The organism is Streptomyces gilvosporeus (assembly GCF_002082195.1).
Classification (GTDB): Bacteria; Actinomycetota; Actinomycetes; order Streptomycetales; family Streptomycetaceae; genus Streptomyces; species Streptomyces gilvosporeus.
Genome location: NZ_CP020569.1, coordinates 1,225,158 through 1,251,175, shown reverse-complemented (window position 1 = coordinate 1,251,175; position 26,018 = coordinate 1,225,158). Strand labels below are relative to the sequence as shown.

General features: G+C 65.8%; 18 protein-coding genes and 4 pseudogenes. 13 read left to right on the top strand and 9 right to left on the bottom strand.

Going from position 1 to position 26,018, the window contains the following annotated elements; all coding sequences use genetic code 11:
* Nucleotides 1–471 precede the first annotated feature (471 nt).
* On the bottom strand, nt 472–1,458 hold the full coding sequence (locus tag B1H19_RS05475) for an IS481 family transposase (protein ID WP_107425893.1): 987 nt from the start codon (nt 1,456–1,458) through the stop codon (nt 472–474).
* Between the two features lie 87 nt (nt 1,459–1,545).
* Nucleotides 1,546–1,911 carry a VOC family protein gene (locus tag B1H19_RS05470; RefSeq protein WP_030981285.1) on the bottom strand — a complete coding sequence of 122 codons (366 nt, stop codon included), beginning with the start codon at nt 1,909–1,911 and terminating at the stop codon, nt 1,546–1,548.
* Between the two features lie 95 nt (nt 1,912–2,006).
* Between B1H19_RS05470 and B1H19_RS05465 the strand changes: the two genes are divergently transcribed.
* Nucleotides 2,007–2,972, top strand: a complete 966-nt coding sequence (locus tag B1H19_RS05465; RefSeq protein ID WP_083103487.1) for a helix-turn-helix transcriptional regulator — start codon at nt 2,007–2,009, stop codon at nt 2,970–2,972.
* Nucleotides 2,973–3,021: 49 nt separating this feature from the next.
* On the opposite strand, the gene B1H19_RS05460 is transcribed toward B1H19_RS05465, so the two are convergent.
* Both B1H19_RS05460 and B1H19_RS39655 read right to left on the bottom strand, forming a co-directional pair.
* Nucleotides 3,022–3,426: an FKBP-type peptidyl-prolyl cis-trans isomerase gene (locus B1H19_RS05460; protein ID WP_083103486.1), complete on the bottom strand. Its 405-nt coding sequence runs from the start codon at nt 3,424–3,426 to the stop codon at nt 3,022–3,024.
* Nucleotides 3,427–3,923: 497 nt separating this feature from the next.
* A pseudogene (locus tag B1H19_RS39655) lies at nt 3,924–4,286 on the bottom strand (metallophosphoesterase); the annotation flags it as partial.
* Nucleotides 4,287–4,409: 123 nt separating this feature from the next.
* Here B1H19_RS39655 and B1H19_RS05450 point away from each other — a divergent pair.
* The 5 genes and pseudogenes from B1H19_RS05450 to B1H19_RS40765 all read left to right on the top strand — a co-directional run.
* Nucleotides 4,410–7,847 (top strand): serine/threonine-protein kinase, encoded by a 3,438-nt coding sequence (locus B1H19_RS05450; RefSeq protein WP_237289761.1) that lies wholly within the window; start codon nt 4,410–4,412, stop codon nt 7,845–7,847.
* Nucleotides 7,831–9,225 (top strand): phospholipase D-like domain-containing protein, encoded by a 1,395-nt coding sequence (locus tag B1H19_RS05445; RefSeq protein ID WP_083103484.1) that lies wholly within the window; start codon nt 7,831–7,833, stop codon nt 9,223–9,225. The genes B1H19_RS05450 and B1H19_RS05445 overlap by 17 nt, the downstream gene beginning before the upstream one ends.
* 104 nt (nt 9,226–9,329) lie before the next feature.
* Complete coding sequence (locus B1H19_RS40300; RefSeq protein WP_257789438.1) at nt 9,330–9,461, top strand: hypothetical protein; 132 nt, start codon at nt 9,330–9,332, stop codon at nt 9,459–9,461.
* A gap of 641 nt (nt 9,462–10,102) precedes the next feature.
* Entirely contained in the window at nt 10,103–10,753 is a 651-nt protein-coding gene (locus B1H19_RS05440; RefSeq protein WP_159028001.1) for a DUF2971 domain-containing protein, read from the top strand.
* Nucleotides 10,754–11,078: 325 nt separating this feature from the next.
* A pseudogene (locus B1H19_RS40765) lies at nt 11,079–11,192 on the top strand (DUF7019 family protein); the annotation flags it as partial.
* Between the two features lie 58 nt (nt 11,193–11,250).
* On the opposite strand, the gene B1H19_RS05435 reads toward B1H19_RS40765, so the two are convergent.
* The 5 genes and pseudogenes from B1H19_RS05435 to B1H19_RS40600 form a co-directional block, all read right to left on the bottom strand.
* Complete coding sequence (locus B1H19_RS05435) at nt 11,251–11,763, bottom strand: hypothetical protein (RefSeq protein ID WP_083103482.1); 513 nt, start codon at nt 11,761–11,763, stop codon at nt 11,251–11,253.
* Nucleotides 11,764–12,827: 1,064 nt separating this feature from the next.
* Nucleotides 12,828–13,724 carry a S66 peptidase family protein gene (locus B1H19_RS05425; RefSeq protein ID WP_237289760.1) on the bottom strand — a complete coding sequence of 299 codons (897 nt, stop codon included), beginning with the start codon at nt 13,722–13,724 and terminating at the stop codon, nt 12,828–12,830.
* A gap of 284 nt (nt 13,725–14,008) precedes the next feature.
* A complete protein-coding gene (locus B1H19_RS05420) occupies nt 14,009–14,626 on the bottom strand; it encodes a hypothetical protein (RefSeq protein WP_159028000.1) in 618 nt (205 codons plus the stop codon).
* Between the two features lie 702 nt (nt 14,627–15,328).
* On the bottom strand, nt 15,329–15,652 hold the full coding sequence (locus tag B1H19_RS38565) for a hypothetical protein (RefSeq protein WP_159027999.1): 324 nt from the start codon (nt 15,650–15,652) through the stop codon (nt 15,329–15,331).
* A gap of 1 nt (nt 15,653) precedes the next feature.
* Nucleotides 15,654–16,735: pseudogene (locus tag B1H19_RS40600) on the bottom strand (IS630 family transposase).
* Here B1H19_RS40600 and B1H19_RS40965 point away from each other — a divergent pair.
* From B1H19_RS40965 to B1H19_RS05370, 7 genes and pseudogenes are all read left to right on the top strand, one after another.
* Nucleotides 16,730–17,554 (top strand): annotated as a pseudogene (locus B1H19_RS40965) (IS630 family transposase); the annotation flags it as partial. The pseudogenes B1H19_RS40600 and B1H19_RS40965 overlap by 6 nt on opposite strands.
* Before the next feature lie 15 nt (nt 17,555–17,569).
* A complete protein-coding gene (locus tag B1H19_RS05395) occupies nt 17,570–19,126 on the top strand; it encodes a tyrosine-type recombinase/integrase (RefSeq protein WP_472573296.1) in 1,557 nt (518 codons plus the stop codon).
* Nucleotides 19,123–20,934 carry a hypothetical protein gene (locus B1H19_RS05390; RefSeq protein ID WP_083103478.1) on the top strand — a complete coding sequence of 604 codons (1,812 nt, stop codon included), beginning with the start codon at nt 19,123–19,125 and terminating at the stop codon, nt 20,932–20,934. The genes B1H19_RS05395 and B1H19_RS05390 overlap by 4 nt, the downstream gene beginning before the upstream one ends.
* Before the next feature lie 266 nt (nt 20,935–21,200).
* Complete coding sequence (locus tag B1H19_RS05385; RefSeq protein WP_159027998.1) at nt 21,201–22,040, top strand: hypothetical protein; 840 nt, start codon at nt 21,201–21,203, stop codon at nt 22,038–22,040.
* Nucleotides 22,041–22,194: 154 nt separating this feature from the next.
* Nucleotides 22,195–23,319 carry a tyrosine-type recombinase/integrase gene (locus B1H19_RS05380; protein ID WP_083103476.1) on the top strand — a complete coding sequence of 375 codons (1,125 nt, stop codon included), beginning with the start codon at nt 22,195–22,197 and terminating at the stop codon, nt 23,317–23,319.
* Nucleotides 23,316–23,642, top strand: coding sequence for a helix-turn-helix domain-containing protein (locus B1H19_RS05375; protein WP_083103475.1), 327 nt, complete (start codon nt 23,316–23,318; stop codon nt 23,640–23,642). Before B1H19_RS05380 ends, B1H19_RS05375 begins: the two co-directional genes overlap by 4 nt.
* On the top strand, nt 23,639–26,008 hold the full coding sequence (locus B1H19_RS05370) for an XRE family transcriptional regulator (protein ID WP_159027997.1): 2,370 nt from the start codon (nt 23,639–23,641) through the stop codon (nt 26,006–26,008). Before B1H19_RS05375 ends, B1H19_RS05370 begins: the two co-directional genes overlap by 4 nt.
* Nucleotides 26,009–26,018: the final 10 nt, after the last annotated feature.

Genomic DNA, 26,018 nt, shown 5'->3' with positions numbered 1-26,018 from the left:
AGGTGGTCATTGAATCGTGCGGTTGGGGCTGCAGTCGCAAGAAGGTTCTTCGTCTGCTGGTGGTACAGCTGCTGCACTCATGCTGACAAGCGGAAACGCCTGTTGGTGCGGTTCCTTGGCGTGGGCTGGTCCGGAAATGGTCCGGATCTTGGTCCGTATCGGCCTGCGCAATGTGTTGCTGCTGGGCGGGGCCTCCTCGGACCGGCGCTGTGATCGGCAGCGCGACGAGCTGGATTCCCCCGGGGACCTCCCCCGTTTGCTGAGCGCGGCCGGCGGGTTCAGACGTCCGGGCGGCGGCGCCGGGTAGGCCGTTGAGGAAGTCGGTCGCCTTGTGGCCTTCGGCGGTCAATGAGTCGCAGCGGAACCGTTCGGACGCTGCAGAGGGGGAAGCAGGAGCGGCAGCGAGGAGCACGGCGGAGCCCACCCCGGCGGACGACGCAGCACGCGGCAGCGGAGGAGAGGCCAGGGTCACTAGGTGTACTGACCGGGCACGTTGATCAATCGTGAGAACGGCGGCAGGCTCCCGCATGCCGTATGGGGTCTGTGGTGGTTGTAGTAGTGCAACCAGCTTTCCAACTCACTTCGGCGTTCGGCCTCGGAGGCGTAGCAGCGGGCGTAGGCCCAGCCGTCTGCCATGGTGCGGTGGAAGCGTTCGACCTTCCCGTTGGTCTGCGGACGGTAAGGGCGGGTGTACTTCGGCGTGATCGAGAGGGCGTCGCACGTGTCGCGCCACAGATAGGAGCGATAGGCGCCTCCATTGTCCGAGAGCACCCTCGCGATGACGACGCCGCGCTCGGCGAACCACTCCGCCGCGCGATGCAGTACGCCGACTGCGGTCACGGCTTTTTCGTCATCGTGAATCTCGGTGTAGGCGACGCGAGAGTGGTCGTCGATGATGGTGTGCACGAATGCGTATCCGAGCTTCGGGCCGCCGTAGGCGTTGCGTGACTTGCCCGGTGTCGCGACGCGATGCTTCTCGCCTTGACGGCGACCGACGTAGCGCCAGCCGCCGCCATCGGGGATGTTCCCGAGCTTCTTCACTTCGACGTGCACAAGTGATCCTGGGTGGTCGTGCTCGTACCGCCGGACGGGTTCACCGGTCGCGCGATCGAGGTAGGCGAGGCGGTTCAGTCGCGCTGATCGCAGGATTCGGTGCACTGTCGACGGGGCGATGTCGAGTCTCGCGGCGAGCTGGACCGGCCCTTCTCGCAGACGCAGTCGCAGGTTGACGCACCTCTTCGTCACGGTGATGGTTGTCTTGCTCGGCGATATCCGGGGTCGTGAGGATCGGTCCTGCATGGACTCACCTGCAAGGTAGCGGTCGACCCACCTCTTCACGGTCGGCCAGGACACCTGAAATCGGGCCGCGACTTCGCTGATTGGCCAGCCGTCGTCAACGACGAGTCGAGCGACTTTCATGCGGTGGCGCGGGGTGAGGACGGCGTTCGGATGGGACATTTCTGCGCTCCTGGACAGGCTGAAGGGCCGGCCATCGTGTGTGGTCGGCCCTTCGACAACTTGAGGTGTGGAGAGGGGACGTACAGCTCAGTCGACCGGGGAGACCCGGATGAGGTTGCCGTCGGGGTCGGTGATCACAAACGTGCGGCCGAAGACAGCGTCGTGCGGCTCCTCCACGACATGGACTCCCTTCGAGACCCAACTCGTGAAGATCTCGTCAATCGCAGTCGCTGCTCCGGAGACCATCAGCCCGACTTCGCTTGTGCGAGGGGTGCTCGGGACCGCTTGCTCGCTGTAGCCCGTCCACAGCGCGAACAGGACACCGGGGGCAACCTCGAAAGCTACGTAGTGGGGACTGATGAAGGTCGGTTCGATCTCGAACAGGTCGCTGTAGAAGGCGGTAGCGGCCTCGGCGTCGCGGACGCCGATCAGGAACAGGTTCGGTGCGGGCATAGAGCGCTCCTCAGATCGTTGAAGTCTCGGTACCGCTCCAGTCGATCGCCTCATCGCGACAGAACCTGTCACCTTTTCTGCGAACATTAGTCAGCATGAAGGCTTCGAGGCTGTTGCACCTCTTGCTGCTCCTGCAGGCCCGCCAGCGCATCACCACCGCCGAGCTGGCCAAGCGTCTGGAGGTGTCTCGGCGGACTGTGCTGCGGGATGTGGAGGCACTCTCAACTGCGGGTGTGCCTGTTTATGCAGAACGGGGGCGGAACGGCGGGATCATCTTGCTCCCCGGTGCGCGGCTCAACGCATCCCACCTGGAACCACCAGAGCTGGAAGCACTCTCCGTAGCGGGTTTGGACAGCACGCAACGTGAGCGCATGGGCCTGTCTGCGATGTGGGAGTCGGCCGCGCGCAAGATCGCTGCCCGCCAGGCTGGATCACCTGAGCCACCGAACTTGCTGCGATTGGCGGACCTGGTGCTGGTGGAAAGCACCTCGTGGTTCGCTGGCTCAGAGGCGGCGATCGACGTAGCGGATCTGGCTACGGCACTGCGGCACCGCCGTCGGCTGCGCATCCGGTACCGGCGCAGCGCCGAGAGTCGGGCCTCGACGCGAGTGGTCGACCCGTACGGGATCGTGGCGAAGTCAGGCCGCTGGTATCTCATCGCCGACGACCAGGGGGACGGTCGGCTGTTCGCTCTGGAACGACTCTCGGCCTACGAACAGCTCAACGCGCCGGCTGTTCTTCGACCTGGTGAGACCCTTCACACCAGGTGGGCCGTGTTGAAGGCACGCACCGAGGCGCAAGGCCGCGTGAGCGTGACCATCCGCCTGCCAGAAACTGGCATCGACCTGGCGCGGCGCATACTCGGCAACCGCATCCACGAAGTTTCCGACCCAGAAGATGGTTGTTGCACCGTCGTCGTGCGCTATCCCAACATCGAGTCAGTGCGCCAGCTCCTCCAATTCGGTGACCATATCGAGGTGCTCGCCCCAGAGAGGGCCCGCGAACGCATCAGTCAGCTCGCCAGAGACCTGCTTGAACGCCACTCGGCCCCCACCTCGTAACTGCTGATCGGAGCGCCGTGCTTTCAATCAACGTCTCCGGTCAGTACAACTAGGCGTTGCTCCACCCGGTTGTGCTGGAGTACGAGTCCAGCAGGTCCACCACGAAGACCAGGGTCGAGCCCGCCGGGATCAACGGCGAGGGCGACTGGTTGCCATAGCCGAGACGCGGGGGAACGATGATCTCGCGCCGACCGCCGACTTTCATCCCCCTCACCCCCCGGTCCCAGCCCTTGATGACCTTGCCACTGCCCAGGGTGAACTTGAACGGCTGACCCTGGCCCCAGGAGGCATCGAACTCCTTCCCGGACTCGAAGGTCACCCCGACATAGTGGACCCTGACCACCATGCCCGGCTTCACTTCAGCCCCGTTCCCGACGACCAGGTCCCGGATGGTCAGCTCCGTAGGAGCGTCACCCTCCGGAACGTCGACCTCAGGCTTCGTCAGTTCACTCATTGCAGCCTCATTACTCTCAGCCGGAAGCCGTCGCACGGACCAGCCGGACACATGGACACTCATGCAGCAGATGGTCACGCTACCGAGAGTGCCGGTCCCCGGAGCACACAGATCCAGCGGCCACACGTGATGATCTTTCACGCGGCCGATGAACGCGACCGGCACGCACACGTCACACGGCAGTCGCCAGAACGAGGCGACGGCCGAAACGGCGAACCTGAACACCCGCTAACCCTTCCTAACCGGTTGATCAGCCCACCCCCGCGTGACGCGGGAACCTCAAGGGGCCCGTGCCGCGTTCGAGGGTGCGCTCTCAGGCGTAAGCGGCAGCTTGAGCAGGCCGGGGCCGTGACCGTTCGCTGTCGAGGCGGCGGATTCGCTCAGGGCGGCCATGAGGTCGAAGAGCTCTCCCAGCGCTTCCGGCGATTCGGGCGCTGCTTACGGGTAATCGGTGGGTCGCTGCGCTCGTGAGCGGGCGGCTCGTGGAGTGATGTCACGCGATCGAGTGGGCCGTAGTGGGTGTCGGTGATGAGGGCGACGCGGACACCGTCCAACCTGGCACCCAGCCTTGGGAGTTGCACGTCGAGTCGGCGCACGCGTGGCACGCGGCGGGCCTCGGTGTACCCCAGGCGAGCAGTACGGGGGTTATGCCGAGTACGGCCCAAGTGGCAATTCGGGCCCGGTTTGATTCTCGTCGACGTCGGCCACGGTCAGGGCGAGCCGCAAAGGGACGCCGAGCAGAATGGAGCAGGTGAACAGAACCCAGCTGGTGTCCAGCAGGGTGTCACCGACGATCGCCGCCCGGCCCTGCTGGCGTCGGCTGGCCGCGCACCATCGCGAAGCGGCATACCAGTCATCCCTGATGGTTCACTTCCTTGCCGTTTGGAGGCGAAGCCGAAGCGAAGACGATGCTCTCCTGAAAGGATGGTCAAGGACGTGAAGATGAAGGGCAGTTGATGGGTGAGGAGCCGCGTGTGACCGGCATGATCAACAGGCGGTTTCATCTGCTGCCGCAGGCGGAGAAGCGCCAGGGCGGTATGTCCGAGGTGCGCAAGGCAGTGGATGTCCTGAGCCCGGAGGGCGCGTACGCGGCGGTGAAACTGCTCAAGCGGCGCGATGACGAGGAGAGCACTCGGATCTTCCTCGACCGCGAGACCGCCTCGTTGCGGGCGCTGGCCCATCCGAACATCGTGCGAATGCTGGACTCGGGCTGGGACGAGAGGCTGGAGCAATACTTCATCGTCTTGGAGTGGGTCGACAGGAGTCTGAAGGACGAGATGAGCGGGGGTCGGCCGCTGGACTGGCCGGCCTACTTCGCCCGGATCGGGCGGCCGTTGGCATCTGCACTCGCCTACGCTCACGAGCAGCGGGTGGAGCACCGGGACATCAAGCCCGGAAACGTCCTCTTGACCAGTGACGGCACGGTCAAGCTCGCCGACTTCGGGATCGCCAAGGTCGTGGAGACGGCGGCGGCGCCCGCCACAGACCACACGGTCGCTGATTACGGTTCCAGCCTGTACAAGCCGTTGGAGAAGAGCAGTGTCGGCTGGGTCAGGGACGTCTACGCGTACGCTGTCCTGGCCATCCAGGTCCTGTCCAACAGCAAGGCTCGCGACTACCCCGGGCTGCTGTCGGCGCTGGACGAGCTGGAGATGGACACCGATGTCCGCGCGATTCTGAAGTCCTGCATCGACCTCGAACCGCAGAACAGGCCAGCCAACGCCATCGTGCTGGAGCACCAGCTGCTGGAGGCGGAGCGACGGTGCGGCAACCGTGACGCGCGGCAGCGCAACTCGGTGTGGCTGAAGATGACCAAGAGTGCCGCAGAGAAGCTCGTCACCGTGCCGGACGGGGAAGAACCGAGCCTCGATCAGGTCATGGCGCGCGCCAAGTCGGAGGTGATGTCTGACATCTCGGGCATGGTGCACGTCGACTACGGATGGAACCCGGCCACGAAAGAGGTTGACACCGAGACGGTGCGGGTCTTCGGCCGGAAGCTGTTCCTGCGCATGGTCGGCGACGACAACAACTCCGACCGGTGCGTCATCGTGTCCGCGGAAGAGCGGCCAGAGGAATGGCTGGCGAAGCGCCGGGAGTCCGCGCTCAAGCTTGATCCGATTCTGAGCTGGACCTTCTACGATCCGGGCGAGGACCCGGCCAACCGCGGGCTGAACGTGCTGCTGGCGGGGCTCGACACGCATGTGGAGGCCCGCGAGGAGAAGGGCCGCGAGGACCGGCGGCAAAACCTCGGGGACCTCTTCGACGGCTGGCGGCACGTCCTGGAAGCCCGAGAGGAGATCGCGGCGAATGGGCGGCAGCCCGTCGCCTACGACAAGACGGAGGGCACCTCGTACACGCGGTCCTTCCGCCTGGGCGCCACCGAAACGGTAATGGAGATCGGCGACGAGTGGTCGGTCGTGGAGTACCCCTACAGCCGGCCCATTGACAGGGGTGTCGTCACCGGTCGGACCGAGGACACCGTCCAGCTCCGGATGACTCGTGCCAAGACGGCGCTGCCGCGCCGCGGCTACCTGCTGCCTTTCCTCGGCCCCAGCCAGAGCGCCATCAACAGGCAGCGCGACGCGCTATCCATGGTGGCCGCCCAGCAGAGCAGCAACCCCCAGTTGGGTAAGATCATCGAGAATCCGCAAGGGATGCCGGTCCTTCCTCCGATCGAGGTCACGTCTTGGGTCCGCGCCGACCTCGACCAGAGCAAACGGGACGTCGTCGTGCGGGCGCTTGGGACGCAGGACCTGGTGCTGGTCGAGGGCCCGCCCGGCACCGGCAAGACCACAGTGATCGCGGAAATCGTCGAGCAGACCCTCAGCCGCAAGCCGGACGCACGGATCCTCATCGTCAGCCAGACCCACATCGCCATCGACAACGCGCTGCGCCGTCTGGAGGAGGCAGGTATCGACGGCCTGGTGCGCCTGGGCCGTCCCGACGATCCGCGCATCGATCCCGCCGCGCAAGCGCTACTGCTGGACCGGCAGGTCAAGAGGTGGACGCAGAGCGTTCGGGCCCGGGCGGAGAGGCACCTGGAAGCGGTCGCGACCAGGCAGAAGCTGGAGGCACGGCACCTGAAGGCGGCACTCCTGCTGGAGGAGGCGGCCGCCGTCGCCACCGACCTCGCGCACGTCGAGGCCCGGCTCGCGGAACTGGCCGCTCAGCCTCTACCCGACCGCACCACCTCCGCGCGGGAACTGGGAGACGAAGCGGTCACCGTCGGCGCCCGCCGGGAGACACTCCTCGAACAGCGCGCGGCTCTGGTCGCCGAGATCCAGAGCGCCCTAGACGGTGACCTCACCCTGCGCGAGGCCATGACCGCGCGGGAGTGCCGGGACGCCGTCGAGGCCCTGTTTCCGACAGCGGGCCCCGGACAGGACCTCATGCGGCTTCTGCGTCTGCAAGGCGAATGGCTCAAGCGCATCGGCAGCGACCCGCACCTCATCGCCAGTTTCTTGCGGACCCGAAACGTGGTGGGCGGCACGGCCCTGGGCTTCCTGGGGCATCCGGCAGCACGTGCCCTGGACTTCGACCTGTGCATCTTCGACGAGGCGTCGAAAGCGACCGCGACTGAGGCGCTGGTCCCGCTGGCCCGCGCGAAGCGGTGGGTGCTGGTTGGGGACACCAGGCAGCTCCCGCCGATCGACGAGGACCTGCTGCGCAACGGCAAGGCCATGGAAGACCACCAGCTGACCCCGGAGATCGTGCAGACGACGCTGTTCCAACACCTTGCGGACAATGCACAGCCGCCGGTCAAGCACCTGCTGCGCGAGCAGTACCGGATGACGCCCGCCATCGGCAACATGATCAGCAGCTGCTTCTACGACAACGAACTGCTCTCTCCCAATCCGCACGAGCTGCAGGGGTACAGGGGCATCAACCGGCCTGTGCTCTGGATGGACACCAGCTTTCATCCGGGGAGGCGTGAGACGGAGCGGTCCGGCACCGAGACCAGCGTCTCCAACCGGCTCGAGGCGCAGATCGCGGAGAAACGTCTGCAGGTCATCGACTACGCGATCGGGAAGGGGGCGGTACAGCCAGCCGGTGGCAAGCCCCTGGAGGTTCTGGTCATCGCGCCCTACGGCCGTCAGGTCGAGACGCTCAAGAAGCAGCTGGCCAAGAAGAAGCTTAGGCACTTCACGCCTGAGGTGCTCTCCGTCGATGCCGTGCAGGGCCGCGAGTGCGACCTCGCGGTCTTCTGCGTGACCCGGAGCAACTCCGACGGCCGCTTCGGGTTCCTGGGGCAGCCCTACTGGCGGCGCATCAACGTCGCCCTCTCCCGCGCCCGGTTCGGGCTGATCATCGTCGGGGACGCCGGCTTCTGCCGCAGCAAACCCGGCGCCCTGCGCAACGTCCTCGACTACATGAGCAGCCACCCGGAAGACTGCGAGATCCGCGATGCCAACGTTCAGTGAGGACAGCCTGCTGGCTGTCCGATTTGGAAATGCCCGCACCGGCTTCGACCTCGTTGGCATCGTCGACGCGGCCCTGCCCGTCGCCCGCATCACCGCCGAGGTCCTCGCCCAGGACAGCAAGGACATCCCCCTGTTGGAGGAGTACGTCCTGCGGCTCGTCGACCAAGGGGAGAGGACACCGGAATCCATCGCCGGGTTCCTCGGCCTGGACGTCGCCATGGTCAACCAGACGGTTGCGGTCCTCTTCGGCTCCGACGACCTGCGCTGGACCGCTCCCGTGCCCGGCACAGCGCCCGTTCCGCGGCTGCGCCTGACCGAGAAGGGCCGCTTCACCGCGACGAAGGCGGCTGCCATCGTCCCGGTCCGGGTCAGCCAGTCCCTCGTATTCGACCGGATGCTGTGGCGTGCCTCCCCCTACAGCCGCCGCAGCACCATCGCCCGGGACGTAGCCACCGAAGCCGGAATGATCATGCTGCCTGCCGCGCGGTCCGGTCCCGTCGAGGACGGCGAGGTGACCGCCGAGGAGATCACCACTCTCCTCCAGGAGAACGGCACCACCACCCGCGAAGTCCTGCAGGTAAAAAGCATCGTCCAGACCCGGACCTGTCACGTCCTGCCAGTCAAGCTCCTCGTCTACGCGGACGCTGAACGCGCTGAAATCGAGCTCGGTGTCGTCATCGACGGCGAACTAAGCGACCGCCACGAGATCGAACTGATCGGCTTCGGCGGGGCCAAGGCCCTCGGCATCAGCGTAGAGCCCGAGCCTGAGCGCCCCCTGCTGGAACCCGACTTCGAAATGGCCCGGATCCCCCTGCAGGAGGTCACCCAGAAACGCGAAGAGCAGGCTGCCGTCCAGCTCAACTCCCCGGCACCCCTCCCCTCGGAGCCGGAGGCCCAAGAGCCGCCGGCAGAGGAGATCCGCGCAATCGGTGTCTTCGAGCACCCCGAACTCCTCGACGAAGCCCTCACCAGTGCCCGGAAACGCATCCTGATCATCTCGCCGTGGATCACCGGCGCGATTGTCACGACGGCGTTCGTCGGCAAACTGGAACGCCGACTGCAGCGAGGCGTGAAGGTCGATATCGCTTACGGCTACGACGACAGCGAGAACAGGACCGACCCGAATGCCGTCAGAAGGCTCAACAACCTCGCTGCGCGATACCCCGAGAAGCTGCACGTGGTCCGTCTCAAGAGCAACCACGCCAAGATCCTCCTCTACGACGACGCCTGGGTGACCACCTCCTTCAACTGGCTCTCCTTCAAGGGCGACCCGGACCGCACCTACCGCGTGGAGGAGGGCACCCTGATTCGGAACCGGGAGAAATCCGGTATCTACTACACCCGCTACCTCGAACTCATCGACGACAACCGCCGGTAGGTCCGCACCGGGGAGCCATGCCTGCTCCGAGCCGGCTCCCCGCCCTCTGGGCCGGGAGCGGCTGTCCGGCTGGCAACAGGACCAGGTGGACAGCCGCTGCGAAAATGGCGCCGGCCCGTCTGGAGGCCCTGTTGGCGCAGCAGGGTGGCGCGCTGCGGCGGCTGGCCGACCGGCTCACCGGTCGCCGGCGGATATCGACGGCGAGCCCCGGATCACCGGCGCGTACGGGTGGCTGATCCGGCGGGGCCTGGTGCAATGGCCGTCCTGCTCGGACCCACAATTTCACCCCCCCACTCACGCGGAGCAGCTTCGGACACGGGCCGTCCTTGACGGGCTCCCCTGCGGTCGGGCGGCCGGGGATCCGCCGCATCCACCGCCGCCGGAACCCGGGGGCACCACTCCTCCGGTGGATGCGGATCGACGTGGCGGCAATAGTGGCAGGTCGCCCCGGCCTGGAAGTCGACGGTGGAGCGCAGCATCGGGGGCACTCGCCCCGTTCCAGGACCGGTCCCGTCCCAGCCGTGCAAGCGGGGCATGCGTGCCCGCTGGCAGAGCTAGGGCGCTGGCGGCAGCATGGAAGGGCAACGAGCGACGTCGAAATCGTGCAGGGAATTTTTCAGGGCAATCTAACCTGGATTCATTTCACGCCAACCCCGCGGAAATGACGGGATTCGGCATGGTGAACGCAGCGGCATCGAGAGAAGTCGAAAATGTCGAGTAATCCTGAAATCATTTACCACTATACGACGGCGTTCTTTCAACATCGGAGATTTGGGCAACCAATACGGCATTTCTGAACGATGCCGAAGAAATGACCTATGCATGCCGCCAGCTGAGAGAAGCATTGCACCGCGTCACGGGTACTTCCCCTGGAGGGTTGGGCCTTCACGACCGCGTAGTTGACTACATATCTGGAAAGTTGGACCCCATGCGGAGCGCAGGCCATTTCCACGACACTTACGTCTGCTGCTTTTGTGAGAGTGGGGACCTGCTCAGCCAGTGGTGCACTTATGGCGGCGGCACGGCTGGATATGCAATCGGCTTTCATGGCGACAGCTTCGAGGGTTCCGAAGCCAAAAGACTCCCTTCTGCCCAGAGCGCGTTCGGGCAGGTCTCCTACGGAATATATCCCGAGGAGGAGGAGGAGGTTATTCGAATATTTGCAGAGCGAGTACTTTCAAAAGCCGAAAAGTCCATCGTTGATGATGATGATGATGTAGTCGGCTTCGTAGGCGTCCTCAATCTCCGGCTGGCGATAATCAAAAACCCCACATTTCACGAAGAGCGTGAGTGGAGATTGATTATTCAGACATACGAGGGAGAGGAAAATTCCGGTATAGCGTTTCGCTCAGGCCCGGCTGGCCTCACCCCCTATGTTCGCGTAGCATTTAAACCCGAGTCGGTGATCGAGGTAGTGGCAGGTCCTGGTCCACTTCCGCAGCAGCAGCACTCTGTGCGTCGACTTCTCGATTCTTACGGGTTTAAAGACGTGGAAGTGAAATCCTCCTCGGCACCTCTGAGATTTTAAATTCTAGTGAACACCGAGACGACCGGTATCGTGGCGGCGGGCTCTCCCGTCGTCCTCGACGTCCAGCCTGCTGGGGCGCCGAGCGTTCGTGTCGAGCGGGAGGATCGCCCTGCGGGCCGTGTGGACGCGCGGATGGCCCGGGGGCCGGTTCGGTCTCAATGCGGGGCATGACTAATCGACGTATTCGGATCTTTGGAGCCTTCGGTAACCAACTTTCCGAAATGGAGGAGCAGGGACGTGCGCGCGCCGAGACGTTTCACGATCTCCCCATCCAGGCGTCCCGCCTTGCGCTAGGAGCCCTCTCTCGGACCTCGACCTCCAAACCCCTCCGCGGCGTATGGAGTTCCTTGCCGTCCCCCTAGCCGTGGCCAAGCTACCTGATGGCAGCAGCGGCGTCCTGGGTACGCCCCTATACGTGGCGGCTGCTCCCCAACCCTGATCCAGCAGCATCGGCGGCCAGCACGCTGCGCAGCAGCCCAACGACCGCGCCAACGTCCTCAGTTCGAGGGCCGGGCCCGCTCTCGGCGCCACCTTGGAGTCGTGGCCGAGGGCGCTACCGCACCGTGTGGATCAGTTCCACGAAAGAAGGAGGCCGCAGCCTCCACGAACTCGTCATGCACCCGCTCGACCTCGTCGCGCCGAGCGACCAGGTCAGCCAGATCTTCCGCATGCCGCAAAGAGCTGGGCGCCTTCAAAGCCTCCGAAGCCGATCGCACAAGGGCAGTGTCGTCGCAGATCAGGCGAAGCCGCGCCAGCGCATGCTCAGCCTCCGCGCGAAGCCGGTAGGTCTCGTCCCGCTCCCCAGACCGCTGCTCCCCTGGCGCCTCCTCATTCTGCAGTCGCCACCGGAAGTAGAGGTTCTTGCGATACGCCATCAAGATGCCGATGAACGCGCTGAAAGTGTCAAGCTGCTCCTGCCGAAGCAGCTCCTGGCCGCGCACCTGATCCGCCCGCTCGGCCGAGCGCAGCTGAAACGAATAGGTGACCCACGCACCCATCAGCGTGCCCACAACAGCCACCACACTCGCTAAGACAGCATCCATGCCAACAGCGATACCCGCTTCGCCGGTTCGCCACAGCTCGGGACAGCTGGCTGGGGCATTCTGATTGCCGGGTCAGACCGCCAAAGCTTCCTCCCGCGGGAACGTCGCCAGACACTGCCGACAGATCAGCGACCGCGACCACCGGTCCCGCGCATCCTCCGCAGCCTGAGCCCGCGGCGACAACCACACGCCCACGCCCGTCCCGCCGGCCAGCAGCACAACGCCCGCGGCTATCGCACCCGTCACCAGCGCCACCACTACGCCTTGCACGCCGACGTTCCACATGAGTACACACACGAGCGTCTTTGAGTAGCTGCACCGATGCGCTGGCCACCGCAGGGCATTTGGATCTATGTCATGAACTTAACCTCGGGCAGGCCGCACCGCGACCCGCGGTGGTGGCTGCCACCGTTGCTGGGCGCAGCCGCGCTCTCCTCGCTGTTCGTCATAGATTTCCTCTTTTACTGCTTCGGTGTCATGGCCACCGATTCGTGCGGCCCTGACCATTGCCCACCAGGCGTGACCGTGCCCCTCACCGCAGCACCAGTGCTCTACGGGGCCGGAATCGTGCTCGTGCTGCTCTCAGCACTGCCGCCCTGGCGCCCCGCAATGCGGACCGCCCGCATCGGCCTGGCAGCCGCAGGAGTGACATCAGCCGCAATCGTGATACCAGTAGTGCTCACAATCCACCGCTGAGCCAGCAGCACCCGCCTGGCGCGACGCGCGAGCCGAGCAGGCGCGGCACTGCCGCTAGTGTGGCCCAACAGGGCGGCCTCGTGTCGAAGCGGAACTGAGTGCTCCTAGCTGGCCATACCGCTTAAGGGGCAGCCCGCACGCAGGTCACTTTGAGCACGCGACGGCCCCACCCGTCGCGGCTTCCTCCTTCACGAACGTCCCCGGACACCGAGGCTTTCCCCCCATCGCTTCGTCGCTGTTCCACGGCGGCCTGATGACGGTGCGAGCCTGAGTGCGCGGTGCTCCACACAGAGGGAATCGACCGTCATGCCCATGGATTCCAGGTGCCCGCGGCGTTACGCGACGGCGGGCTGGAGGGTCAGTGTGCCCGTGGCTGTGTCGATCGTGGCCTCGGTACCGAGTGGGATGGTTGGAGGGTGCGCACCGTGTCCAACGGGAAGCCCGCCAAGGACTGGAACGTCCAAGCGGGCGAGTTGGTCGCGCAGGACATCAACGAGGCCCCATCCCCCCAGCGCAGGGTGAGCCGTCGACTGCTCAAAGCCGAGGAACTGGCCGAGTGCGACGCCGCGCAGTCCATCCAGGGCACCGCTGCGGGCCAGTTGGGTCAGTGCGCGGTCAACCTCGCCCAGCCCGGTGCCCTTCTGGTGTTCGAGAAAGAGAATCGCGCCATCCAGGCTCGGCAGGCCGGCTCCGATCTCGGTGCGGACGGCGTCGAGGTTGCCGCCGACCAGGATGCCGGTCGCCACACCGTCCATACTGGCCGCGGCGCTTGCCTCAGCGGGGTCGCGGAGGAGAGTGACGGGATCGGTGGTCATCAGCGCCCGGCGCAGAGCATCCGCCGACGCGGCCCCCGACCATTCCTCGCTCCAGTCGGCAAACGGACCGTGCAGGCCGGCCAGACGGCACCGCGCCCACACGGTCAGGTGGATGTGGGTGATGTCGCTGAAGCCGACCACGGGTTTCGGGTCACGCCGCAGGGCATCGGTGTCCAGCGCATCCACGATGCGGTAAGTGCCCTTGCCGCCCCGGGTGGTGATGACGGCACGGACTCCCGTGTCCCGGAACGCGGAGTTCAGGTCGAAGGCGCGATCCTCGTCCCGGCCGGCCATGTACCCCCACTGGTCGAAGACGTGCTCCCCCAACTCGGCTCGCAGCCCCCACGAGGACAGCCGCTCGACGCCACGGGCGACTCCCTCACGGCTGGGTGGGCTGGCGGGCGAGACGATCCGCACCCGATCTCCGGGCCTCAACCGCGGCGAACGCAAGCTCTGGAGATTGTCGGGAGTATCCACCCGAGGATCCTCGCACCACCCAGCCAAGAGTGGCGAGACCGGCCAGCAGCCGGCTGACACGACGAAGCCCCGCCCGGAAGGGCGGGCCTACCCACACGCGGAGCTCACCCCGCCACCGCTTCCTCCCGCAGGAACACCGCCGGACACTGCCGCAAATCGGTGATCGAACGAAGCGGTTCTGATCACCGGGTGCAGTGGAAGCAGAGCTGGGCGCCCAGGACCCTTCACCCCCTCGTAGCCGGGCCAACCAGCCACCAATCGACAGCAACCTCGACACCGAACGCCTCACCACCGTGGAGAGAACCCGAGCAGACCGGGCCCAGTTCCGAAAGCCTACGGTTCATCGTGTCCGCTGCCATCGCCCGGACGCCTGCCTCGCCGAACTGGCGCAGCTTGCGGCGTGTGAGAGCGACGTATTTGATCACATTCGGCCAGTTCGGCGGACTGGTCATCAAATGGGTCGCCAATGCGAGGGCGAACACCTGGGCGTTGCCTTCCGAGGCCAGTCGCCGTGCCTTCACGACGTCGTCGCGCATCAGCGTCGGGTAATCCGCGGCGCTCGCAGGCCGCACGCCGGCAAGGTCGGCCGTGTACATGGCCTTTGCCTCCAGTAGCAACAAGGGCACCGACGCCTGCGCGTCCAGAATGGCCAGGTCAGTGCGCTTCCACTCTCGCGAGACCACCAAGTCGGGCAACTTCGTGCGCAAACTCCATGCGAGCCGATCCTGCACAGGCCGTTCGATTTTCGAAGTCAGCGCCAAGTACGCCAACTCGCCTGGCGCAAACGAAGCAGCGACACTCTCAAGACGCTCAACCAACAGCCCAGCATCCAGCCGACGCACCACTACCCCCTTCGCCCTGCCCTGTTACCGCAGCGCGGACACGCAAGCGCCATCAATCCCCCTCAGTCAGAAAAGCGACAGCCTGCCACCGGAACGGGACATTCGGCAGAGGCGCGCGGGGAGCCAAGTGGGCGCGCGGATGCGAGAAAGCCCCACCCGGGTAGGATGGGGCCGATCCTCGCGTGACTACATCAGTCGGTGAGCCAGCGAGAAGCTCGAGACGGCTCCCGCCAGCCACGCCGCCAGCGGCAGCGACACCAGCAACTGAAGATGACGACCCGCCGCCAACTCCAACCCCTGACGCCCAACACTGAGCCGCCACCGTGGCGTCTCACCAGACGGCTCGTCAGGGTCAGGGCCCATCCCCGGTGATACGAGTACAGTCATGACAGAGCTCTCCTCATTGCGTGTGGATCTCTACTGATCGCAGGGTGCAACCTGCTGGTCGGACCGGCCGGGCGTTAGCACGCCCGGCCTTTTCCCTGCGGCGACTAGGTGACTGTCGAGCGGCCCGACATGCCGAGAATCTAGTGCCGCATCAAGCAACGTTCGCCCCGTGTGCCGAACGGGTCCACGGCAGGTAGCCGTTGGATGCGGTCCGCGTAGTCTCGCGGGGTGCATTCTCATCTGAGCTTCGAGAACCCACCCGCGCTGCCTCACCAGGTGGTGGTCGAGACGTTAGAGCGGGCTCTGCGTGACCGCTCAGCAGAGGGCGAGGCGGCGGGAGTCCTGGTCGGCACCGTGTTGAACGACGACGCCGCGGAGTTCGTCGAGCACTGGTGCGTGCAGGTCGGGACGCGGGCTGTGCTGGGGAGTCCGCTGCTCGGGCTGGCTGGGCTGTGCCTGGGCCATACCGCTCGACGCTTTGGGCATCTCAGCGATGAGGCTCGCGCCCTGGCGGAGTCGCTGGCGGCGCGGGCCGAAGCTGACCCGTCGGATGTGGACGGTCGGGCCCTTGACGACTATGACGATGTCCGGAGCTTCCTTCACCTGTGGTGACGTCGCCTGCTGCCGCTGCTGTTGCATGTCAGGCTGCGTTCGCCCTGCTCACGAGGGCTTTGAGGCGCTTGTCGGCGGCGTTCTTGTTCCGCCAGATGATGTAGCGGCGGATCATGCTGCCCTGGGCCTTGTGGGTGGGGTGGCCGGTGCCATCGAGGGCGAAGTAGCGCAGGGCGGTGAACTGGGCCTCGATGCGGTTAAGCCAGGAGCTGTTGGTCGGTATGAAGGCGATCTCGACGTTGTTGGCCTCGGCCCAGTCGGCAACGCGGCGGCAGCGTTTGGTGGTCAGGTGCGCGGAATAGTTGTCGCAGATGATCGCGATGCGCTTGCCGACGGGGTGGAGGGAGCGCAGGTAGCGGCAGAACCCCAGGAACTTAGAGCGGTTCTTGGTCTCCTTGATGTGGCCGTAGAGCTGGTCTTTGCCCAGGTCGTAGGCGGCGAACAGGTGGCGGACGCCGTGCGGGCGCGTGTAGGTCGCGCGGCGGCGCAGGCGCGGCGCGCGATCGGGGTCCTTGTGCTTGCCGCCGCGTCCGGTCCACTGGCGGCCGGGGTGGGGCTGGAGATTGAGGGGACCGAACTCGTCCATGCAGAAGACGACTTCTGGCTCGCCCTCCTCGGGGATGACCTCGCCGTCGGCGATGGCGTAGAGGTGCTCGACGCGGGCCTTCTTGGCTGCGTAGTCGGGGTCGCGGGAGGTCTTCCAGGTCTCAGACGTTGAAAGGTGACGCCTTCCTCGCGGAGCAGGATGCGCAGGCCCTCGTGGCTGATGTCGTCGACCACCTCCTCGGCGACCAGGAAGTCGGCCAGTTTCACCAGGCTCCAGGTCGAGAACGGCAGGCCGTGCTCGACCGGCCTGGACTTGGCGATCTTCTTGATCTCACGGCGTTCGGGCAGGGTGAACGTCTTCGGCCGGCCACCCTTGTACTTGGGATAGAGCGAGGTGAAGCCGTCGGCGTTGAAGTTGTGGATCACGTCCCGGACCCGGTCCGGGCTGGTGAACGTCACCTCGGCGATCTTGGCCACGTCCATGCCCTGGGTCGACAAGAGCACCATCTGGGCCCGGCGCCAGGTCACCACGGATCCGGTGCCTCGGCGGACGATCCGCAGCAGGAGATCAAGCCGTCGGAGGTCGCACGGCGCCTGCGGGTGAGCCGGAAGTCCGTTTATCAGTGGCTGCAGTTGTGGCGGGATGGTGGTGCGCAGGCTCTGGCCTCGCGTGGCTCGAGTGGATCGCGGTGTCGTCTGTCCCCGCGCTGTCTGGAAAAGCTGGCTGGGTATCTGGAGCAGGGGCCGACCGCGCACGGCTGGGTGGAGGATCAGGTGTGGTGCGGCGGCGTGGGTGGCCACGCTTATCGGCAGGGAGTTTCACGTCTCCTACAGCGTCTCGGGTGCGACGAGGCTGATGCACCGGCTCGGCTTCAGTCCGCAGGTACCCGCGCGGCGGGTGGCCGAGCGTGATGAGCCGGCCGTTACCGCGTGGAAGGAGGCGACCTGGGCGGAGGTAAAAGAGCCCGGGCGGCCTGCGGGGGTTACATCTGCTTCGAGGACGAGGCAGGCTTCACCCGTCGGCCGCCCAAAGGACGGACCTGGGGCCGGCGTGGCCGAACACCTGTCGTGACGGTCAGCGGCCGGTGCTCGGGACGCTTGTCGGTGGCCGGGCTGATCGCGATGCGGCCCGGCTCCCGCACCCGGCTGTGCCACCGCCTGCGCACCCACCCCGCGGGCAAAGACAAACGCCGCAGCATGGGGGAACGGGACTTCATCGCGCTGATCGACGGAGTCCACCACCTCGTCAAGGCGCCGATCGTGCTCGTCTGGGACCGTCTGAACACCCACAACTCCCACGCCATGCGTGAGCTGATCACCCAGCGTGCATGGCTGACAGTTTTCCTGCTCCCCGCCTACTCACCCGACCTCAACCCCGTCGATTATGGCGGCACTTTCATGTGTCTCAAAGATCTCCAGTTATGTTGCCGGGACACGTGTCTCACGAAGAGGAGCCGCATGACGTTGAAGGTGGAAGCGCCAACAGATGAGCTGATCGAGGCAGTCGTGATCCGCCATCGCACGTCCCTCAAGCTGACGGCTACGCCAGACCTTGGCTTTGATGCCCTCGGAGTGCTCCAGCGGGCGGGGATCGCTGAGAGGCAGCAGTTCATCCTCGGCCCAGACGGTTCGTACGACCTGCACCTGAACCGGTTCCTGCGCGAACTGTCTGAGTGGGGTGTGCCGTCGAGCAATGGCATCGACGGCTACAGCTCGGACATCATGCTGGTCTGCCGTTTCCTCCACGAGGCGCGTGGAGGAAAGACCATCTGGGAGATAGACGGCCAGGATTTGCGGGCGTACAAGCGCGCTCGACTGCACGCTGAAGATCCGGACGACCGGGTCGGGGCGGGCACGTGGAATCGTTCCGTGGCCGCCCTCGACAAGTGGGTGCTGTGGTCTTTGGACGCGGGGCTGCTGACGGCAGAGCCGTTCCGGTACGTCGACAAGAACGTGATGACCCCGCAGGGCCCCAAGCAAGTGCGGGTGAACGCCGAGGCCGAGCCGACTTCGCGAAGCGCGGGGTCAATCAGGTTCCTGTCCTACGAGGACTATCTCTTGTGGCGGGACGTGGGGCTGCGTGGCTATCTGCCCGAAGGCGGCCGCGACCCGAAATGGCGTGGACGTCACGGCGACCGGAACGGCCTGTTCGCCGACCTCGTCGTCAGCACGGGAATGCGGCTGGGTGAGGCTTCAAGTGTTCTGGTGCCGGAGGTGCCGCCGCTGGCCCAAGGCATCGGGGACTTCCACCTCTCGCCTGCAGTGACCAAGCGGGGCGTGGCCCGCACGGTGTTCTCGCGGCGGCGTGTGCTGCGTGAGCTGCACCATCACCTGGCCTTCGAGCGCGATGAACTGGTCCAGCGTCAACGTGCAGCGGGAGCGTACGAAGGGTGGGAGGACCCATTGCTCGTCCGCCGGTCGAACCGGCAGGCAATGATCGTGGATGGACGCACGCGGGCTTGGACGTACTCCGATATCGGAATCGAGGACCGGATACGGCTGTTGTCAGTGGACGCGCGCGGTCGGGTGGGTGGCCCGTTGTGGCTGTGGCTGGGTGAGGACGGCCAGCCATTGAAGAGGTCGACGTGGCAGTCGGCTTTCCGCCGCGCGAACGAGCGGTGTGCGAAGTTCGGCATCGAGTACGAGGTCCATCCACACACGCTGCGTCACACGTTCGCCGTCCACATGCTCGGGTTGCTGCTTCGGCAGACCGTCCGGGCGATGGGTATGAGTGAGGATCGGCGTTTCACTCTGGCCCAGATCAAGCGGCTGCTGATCGGCAATCCGATGCGCAAGCTGCAGCTGCTGCTCGGGCACGCCCACGAGGAGACCGTTTACCAGTATCTGGACGTGCTGGACGAAGCTCAGGAAATCGTCCTGGCCGCGCTGGCGGAGTGGGACGAGCAGGCGTCGGTCCTCGATCGCATCAAGGTGCCGGCGGAGGCCGGCCGATGAGCAAGCGACGTGTCCGATTCACCTCGGCGCCCGAGGCTCCGGCAGTGCCCGAGTCGGTGCCCCGCCTGGGCCCTGTGGTTTGCACGGTGCCGATCGATGGCCAGGAAGAGGTAGTCGATCTCTCTGATCTGGGCATCCCTCGCCTGGCCCGGCCCATGGCCGTGGCCTTGCTGGAGATCGCCAGGCCGAAGGGACTCCTTCGAGACCGGGCCGAATTCCGCCGGCACCTCAAGTTTGTCCGTACTTTCCTCGCGTTCACCGCTGCGGCGATGCCCGAGCACGGCGACGAGCTCGACCTGGACGACCTGGAAGCGGACTTGTTGGACGCTTTCGAGGACAGGCAGATCGAGGCATACGGCGAGGGCAGCCAGGCTCCTCACACGATGATGCTCGCCTTGACTCGCATGCTGCGGCTGGTCAGCAAAGCGCATCCGGATCGGTTCAGCCTGGATTTTCAGTCACGCATCGCCTACGCGTCCGGGGAAAAGGCCCCAGACAAGAAACCACTGGACGCCTACCCCGTCCCGGTCTTCGACGCTTTCGAAGCCGCCGCATTGATCGAGGTCGGCAAAATCCGCGATCGGCTCCTGGAGGGCGAACGCCTTGCCCTCGCCGGGAAGGATCCTGATCACCATGGCTGGGACCGGCTGGAGAACGTCTTGTGGTGGGTATGGCACAACGGCCCGATCAGTCCCGAGCACGGCAGGAGCCGTGAACTGGCCCGCCACGGAAGGATGCGGGCAGTCAACGAGCGGCTGTTTCTCTCGGTGGCGGACCTGGCGCCGTTCCAAGTCCTGCTGGGCTGCCAGACGGGCATGGAGCCCGAGGCGGTCAAGGATCTGCGACCGGGATGCCTGGTGAACCCCGCCCGCGGCTTCGTGAGCGTGAACTACCTCAAGCGCCGTGCTCACAACGATCCGCACAAAACGCTGCGGGTTCGGGACGGCGGCAACCTCCGCTCACCCGGTGGCCTCATACGTCTGCTCATGCGACTGACCCAACATGCGCGAGAGCTGAGCGGTCTGGACGAACTGTGGATCATCAGTTTTCGCAGTAACGGCGCATTGGCAGGCGCATTTCGCGAGCGACTCGCACCCGATACTGCACACCGGCGCCGGTTCATGGCCACGCATGGAATCGACGTCATGAAAGACCGGGACGGGTCCCCTGTGAAGCTGGATTTGCGCAGATTACGCAAGACCTACAAGTCGAAGCAGTACTTGCGAGCCGGCGGCATCCTCCCGGACTTTGCCAGTGGCCACACTCCGCAGGTCGCCGGCAGCCACTACGCCGACATCGGTGCCCATGAGGAGATCCACGACCAGGCCATCGAGGCGGGTCTTTCGCAGGCACTCGCGGTCGCGCTTCCACCGCCGGTGGTACTGAACGACGACGGTGAACGGCTGGACGACGGCGATGCAGCTATAGCCCCTGAGGCCGTGCACGACGCGTTGTCTGGTGCTACGGACGTGTGGTTGTCGGCCTGCCAAGACTTCTTCGCCTCTCCATTCGCCGTCAAGAAGGGGGCACCGTGCCCGGTTCCGCCGTGGGTGTGCCTTGAGTGCCCGAATGCGGTGTTCACCACCCGTCATCTGCCGGCGGTGCTCTCCGCGCTGGGCACGATCGAACGGCAGCGCGAGGAGTTTTCTATCGCTGAGTGGAAGGCCCGCTTCGGGCTCGCGCACGAGCGCATCGTCACCGGGGTGCTCGCCCGCTTCAGTACACCCCAGATCACCACCGCCCGTGCCATCGCAGAGGCTGACGGGGCCCGGCTTGCCCTGCCAACCGCGCTCCTGGAGACCATCTGATGACCTCCGCCATTGCCCTTCCCACCTCCCGTCCAGCTCCCGAGCCGGACATCTACGTACTCCCCGCCCGGCTCACCCGAGGGAAGGCAACCCGAGGCCCCCGCTTCAGTGAGGACGTGTGGGATCTGAAGGAGTTCCTGCCCCGCGCTCGACGGGCAGGAAGTCGCATCGACTTCCGAGCCTTCGAAGCAGGTGAACAGAGGCAGACCGCCAAGGAGTACATCTACTCCCGCCTCCGCCGAGCCTCTGGCCGCTACTACAGGCCCATGAAGCCCACCTCAGTAAATGTGGAGGTCTATCGTCTGACGAAGCTCTTCCGTGACCTGCGCGTGGTCGGCATCTCTAACCTTGCCGATGTCGAACTCACGAACCTGGATGCCCTGCTGGCATTGTGGAAGCAGTCCGGCCTCCACAACACCGTGGCCATGGTCAACACACTCAAGCATGTTTCCGCGCACGGACCTTTCCTCAGCCACGACCGGCTGAGCTTGGTTCCGTGGCCACATCGCAGTGCCCAGCAGGTCGCTGGGTGGAAGCAAACGAACAGGGAGAACACCACACCGCGCATCCCTGAGGAAGTCATGCGCCCCTTTCTGGCCGCCGCCCTGTTCTACGTGCAGATTGCCAGCGGCGACCTGCTGGCTGCTCAGCGCGAACTGACGCGCCTCAAGTCGGAATTGCCGACTGGTCGCACCAGGCCTGGCAGCGTCAGGCAGCGGCTGGACGCCTTCATCGCCGGGCGAAGGGCCGAGGGGCGGGGCCTTCCTTCCCTACCTCTCCAACTTTTCCACAATGCCCCCGGGGCCGAGATCAGGGACGGGGTGGTGCAGGCCCCGAACTTGAAGATGATCCAATTGCTGATAAGCAGTCACGGCCTCCACCACTATCGCCAGCGCATAGTCGCTGCCGGAAACGAGCTCGGTTGGGAAGTGGGGGGCATCCCGGTGACCATGTCGCCATGGCCTGCCACCGGCAAGCCATGGCACCCCGGACTGTCTCGCCACACCGTCTTCACCGAGATCAACCATCTGCGAATCGCTTGCTGGGTGGTGATCGCCTACTTGAGCGGCATGAGGGATGACGAAACGGGGCGGAGTTGCATCTGATGCAGCACTCCGCAGGGTTCGAATAAGCGCGAATCAGCAGGTGACGGGCGCCTGCTCCGCCATCCTCTCGCACCGTGCGAGCGATCTACCAGTGGCTCTTGCGCTCCACCGAGGCTATCCCAACAATGTTGCACCTAACGCAACGGAGGTTGGAGTGGCGAAAGCTGCCGATTTGGCGGGTGCGGCACACCTGATGCTCGTGGACGGGATCTCCTACCTGGACCCCGAGCCGGCTGTGTTCGAGGCCATGCTGGAGGGGTGGACCAAGCAGCAGCGGGCCCGCTTTCTGAAGTGGGACGGAACCATCAAGCCGCGGCTGTCACTGGTCCGCCGGTTCGCCGAGTTCTCCAACCAGTACCCGTGGCAGTGGCAGTCGGCGGAGGTCGAGGCGTTCATCGACCACCTGCGCACGAAGACGCCGACGTTCACGGTGTCGAGCGGCCGGAACTACCAGAACCACCTGCGGCTGTTTTGCGAGTACATCACCGACCCGCGCTACGGCTGGATGTCCGTCTGTCAGGAGCGCTTCGGTGAGGTGCCGGTCCAGATCCTGCACGAGTGGAACACCGTCACCCATGTCAGTGAGTACGAGGGCGACCCGCGCCGTCGGCCGCTGACCTACGACGAGATCCAGGACCTGTTCGACGCTGCCGACGGGCGGGTCGAGGAAATCCGGAAGCGCGGCCGCAAGGGCGTATTGACCGCGATGCGCGACTCCGCCCTGATCAAGACCTACTACGCCTATGGCATGCGGCGTCGGGAGAACGTCGGCCTCGACCTCGCCGACCTGCGGCGCAACCCGAAGGCTCCGCAATACAAGCGCCACGGGGCGGTGTTCGTACGCTGGGGCAAGTCCTCCAAGGGCAGCCCGCCCAAGCGCCGCACCATCTTCACCGTCCCGGAGATGGACTGGATCGTCGACGACCTCGACCACTACCTGACCGAGGTCCGGCCCCGGTTCAACGTGGGCAAGCACCCGGCGATCTGGGTCACCGAACGCGCCGGGCGACTGTCACGCCGATCGGCGAACGAAGCCTTCGAAGCCGCCAAGCAGGCCGCTGACCTGCCCGAAGAACTCGAATTGCACTGCCTGAGGCATTCCTATATCACACATTTGACCGAATTTGATTACCCGGAAAGGTTCATCCAGGACCAGGCCGGCCACGGCTATGCCAGCACGACGGCCCTCTATACCGGCGTCTCGGACGAGTACCGCAACCGGCTGCTGCACAAGAAGTTGGGCCAGCGATTCCCCGGCATTTGGGAGGACCCGAAGTGATCAAGAAGATGGGCTACCGCTGGAACCTGCGCAAGCTCATGGCCGACAAGGAGATGTTCCAGACCACCGACCTGGTGCCGCTGCTGGCCGAACGGGGTGTCAACCTCTCGCGCGAGCAGGTCTTCCGCCTGGTCACGCAGCCGCCGCAGCGGCTGTCGATGGACACTCTCGCGGCTCTGTGCGACATCCTCGGCTGCCGGCCCAACGACCTCATCGAGGTTCAGGTCGTCAACGAAGAGGTACGCAAGACCGCCGGCGGCGAGACGCCCGGCCCGCTGCCGGCCGTGCGCCGGACCTCGATCCGGCGGCCGGAGGGCTTGTGACCGCCCCTTCTCCGACCGCCCCGTCGATCGTCGCCCGTCTTGCCGCGCAGGTTGCGCGGATGGAAGCTGCTACGAACGCCGCTGTCGGCCAGGTCACCAAGGTCCTGCCGGCCATCAGTACCGCCGATGCGAACGCGGCGTTGGAAGCGGCAGTGCCGATCCCTGTCCGCGGCGCCGCTCGGTTCCTGGAAGAACTCGCCGATCACATGGCCGCACACCCCGACGCCCTGACCTCGGGCAGCTCCCTCTGCCCACCGGTTCTGCTGCGGCTCGCCCAGGTGCTGCACGAAGCCGGACACCCGGTCGTTCGCCCCGGATGCGCACACTGCGGAAAGATCCGGTCCGACCTGCGGCAACTCCGCCCCGAAGGGCGGCTCTGCGGGACATGCGACGCCCGAAGCCGCCAACGCGAAACCTGCGCACGATGCCAGCGCGACGGCCAGCGCGTCGTCGCCCGACGCCCCGAGGGACCGATCTGCCATCGCTGCTACCGCGCGGACCCAGCCACATTCGAGGAGTGCGCCGAATGCGGGCAGTTCCGACACCCGGTGGTACGACGGGACGACGGCCGAGGGCTGTGCATCAAGTGCTGGAAACGCCCCATGCGCACCTGCGTGAGCTGTGGAAAGACCGCAGCCGCCGCCCTCGTTGACGACGACGGCGCACTCTGCCACCTCTGCTACAACCGCCATCGCCGGCCACGAAGGCTCTGCGGCAGGTGCGGACAGCTCAAGCGCATCGCCCGCAACGCGCGAGACGGGCAGCCGGACCTCTGCGACGGCTGCTACCAGGGCCCCGACGTGACCTGTTCGATCTGCAGCAGGGTCCGCCCCTGCGCCAGCCGCGACGAACAGGGTCAGCCGGTCTGCGCCACCTGCTATCAGCGTCATCGCAGCGGCGAGCCGTGCGCCCGCTGCGGCCGAACCAAGCCGGTCAACACCCGTTGGCCGATCGGGCCGGTCTGCATGACGTGCTACACCGCCGTGCTCCGCTCACCGGCCGAGTGCCCGCGCTGCGGCATGGTCCAGCCGCTGATCGCGCGGGATGACGACGGCGCCGAGATCTGCGGACCATGTGTCGGATTCGCCGCTGACTACATCTGCAAGCAGTGCGGCGGGGCAGGCAATCCTCACAGCCGCGGCCGATGCGCTCACTGCGTCCTCGCCGAGCGGGTCAACGCCCTGCTGGCCGGGCCCGACGGCACGATCACCCCACAGCTGGAACCGCTCGCGGCCGCACTGGCGGACGCTCCCTCACCATTCCCTGCTATCCAGTGGCTTAAGGAGAGCCCGAACACCAAGCTCCTCGCCCGGCTGGCGTCCGAAGGGCACGAGCTCAGCCACGAGCTGCTGGATGAACTCCCGCCCAGCCGGAACCAGCGATACATCCGCCAACTCCTCGTCCACACTGGCGTGTTGGAGGAACGCAACGAGGACATCGAACGCATCCCGGGCTGGCTGGAGCACGAACTCGCGGACAAGCCGGCCGCGCACGCCAGCCTCGCCCGCCCGTTCCTGCACTGGTTCCTGCTTCGGCGAGCACGCCAGCGGGCCGCCACACGCCGCCATCCGGCCTCCGCCGACCGCGACCTGCGGCGCCGCGTCAGCATCGCCCTCGACTTCCTGGCCTGGATGGACCAACGCGGCCTGGCCCTCGCCGACCTCGCCCAGGAGCATGTCGACGACTGGATCGCCGGGGCCACCAGCCAGCGGCGCTACCTGATCCGCTACTTCCTGAAATGGACCACGAGCCGCCGGCTCACCTGCGAACTGACCGTGCCCTCCATCCCGAGCCAGGAGCCCCAGAACCTACTCGACGACGAGGCTCGCTGGCGGCTCCTCCAACGCTGCCTGACCGACGATGCCCTGCCGACGGACGTCCGGGCCGGCGGCGCGATCACCCTGCTGTTCGGCCTGTCCACCGAACGTCTTTGCCATCTGACGCCTGAACACCTCAAGTTCGGTGACAAGCACGCCCACCTGGTCCTGGGCCGCCACCCCGTCCTGCTGCCTCCACGGCTCGCCGAGCTCCTTCGGCAACTTGCCGAACAGCCCCAACTGCGGCCGCAGCTCTCGCGAGCCCACCCAGGCCCTCGATGGCTCTTCCCTGGCATGGTCCCGGGCAAGCCGATCTCGACGCACGGCATGACCCAGAAACTCAACCGGCACGGCATCCTGGTTCGCACAGCGCGCAACGGGGCACTGGCCGCCCTCGCTGCTGATCTTCCCAGCCCGATCCTCGCCGACGTGACCGGGATGCACAGCCACACCGCGCTCCGCTGGGTCGCCTACGCAAGACGTGACTGGGCCGAGTACCTCGCCGCCCGCGCCGAGGAGGTCACCAGCAGCAGATCGCAGCGATCATGAGATCGGCTTC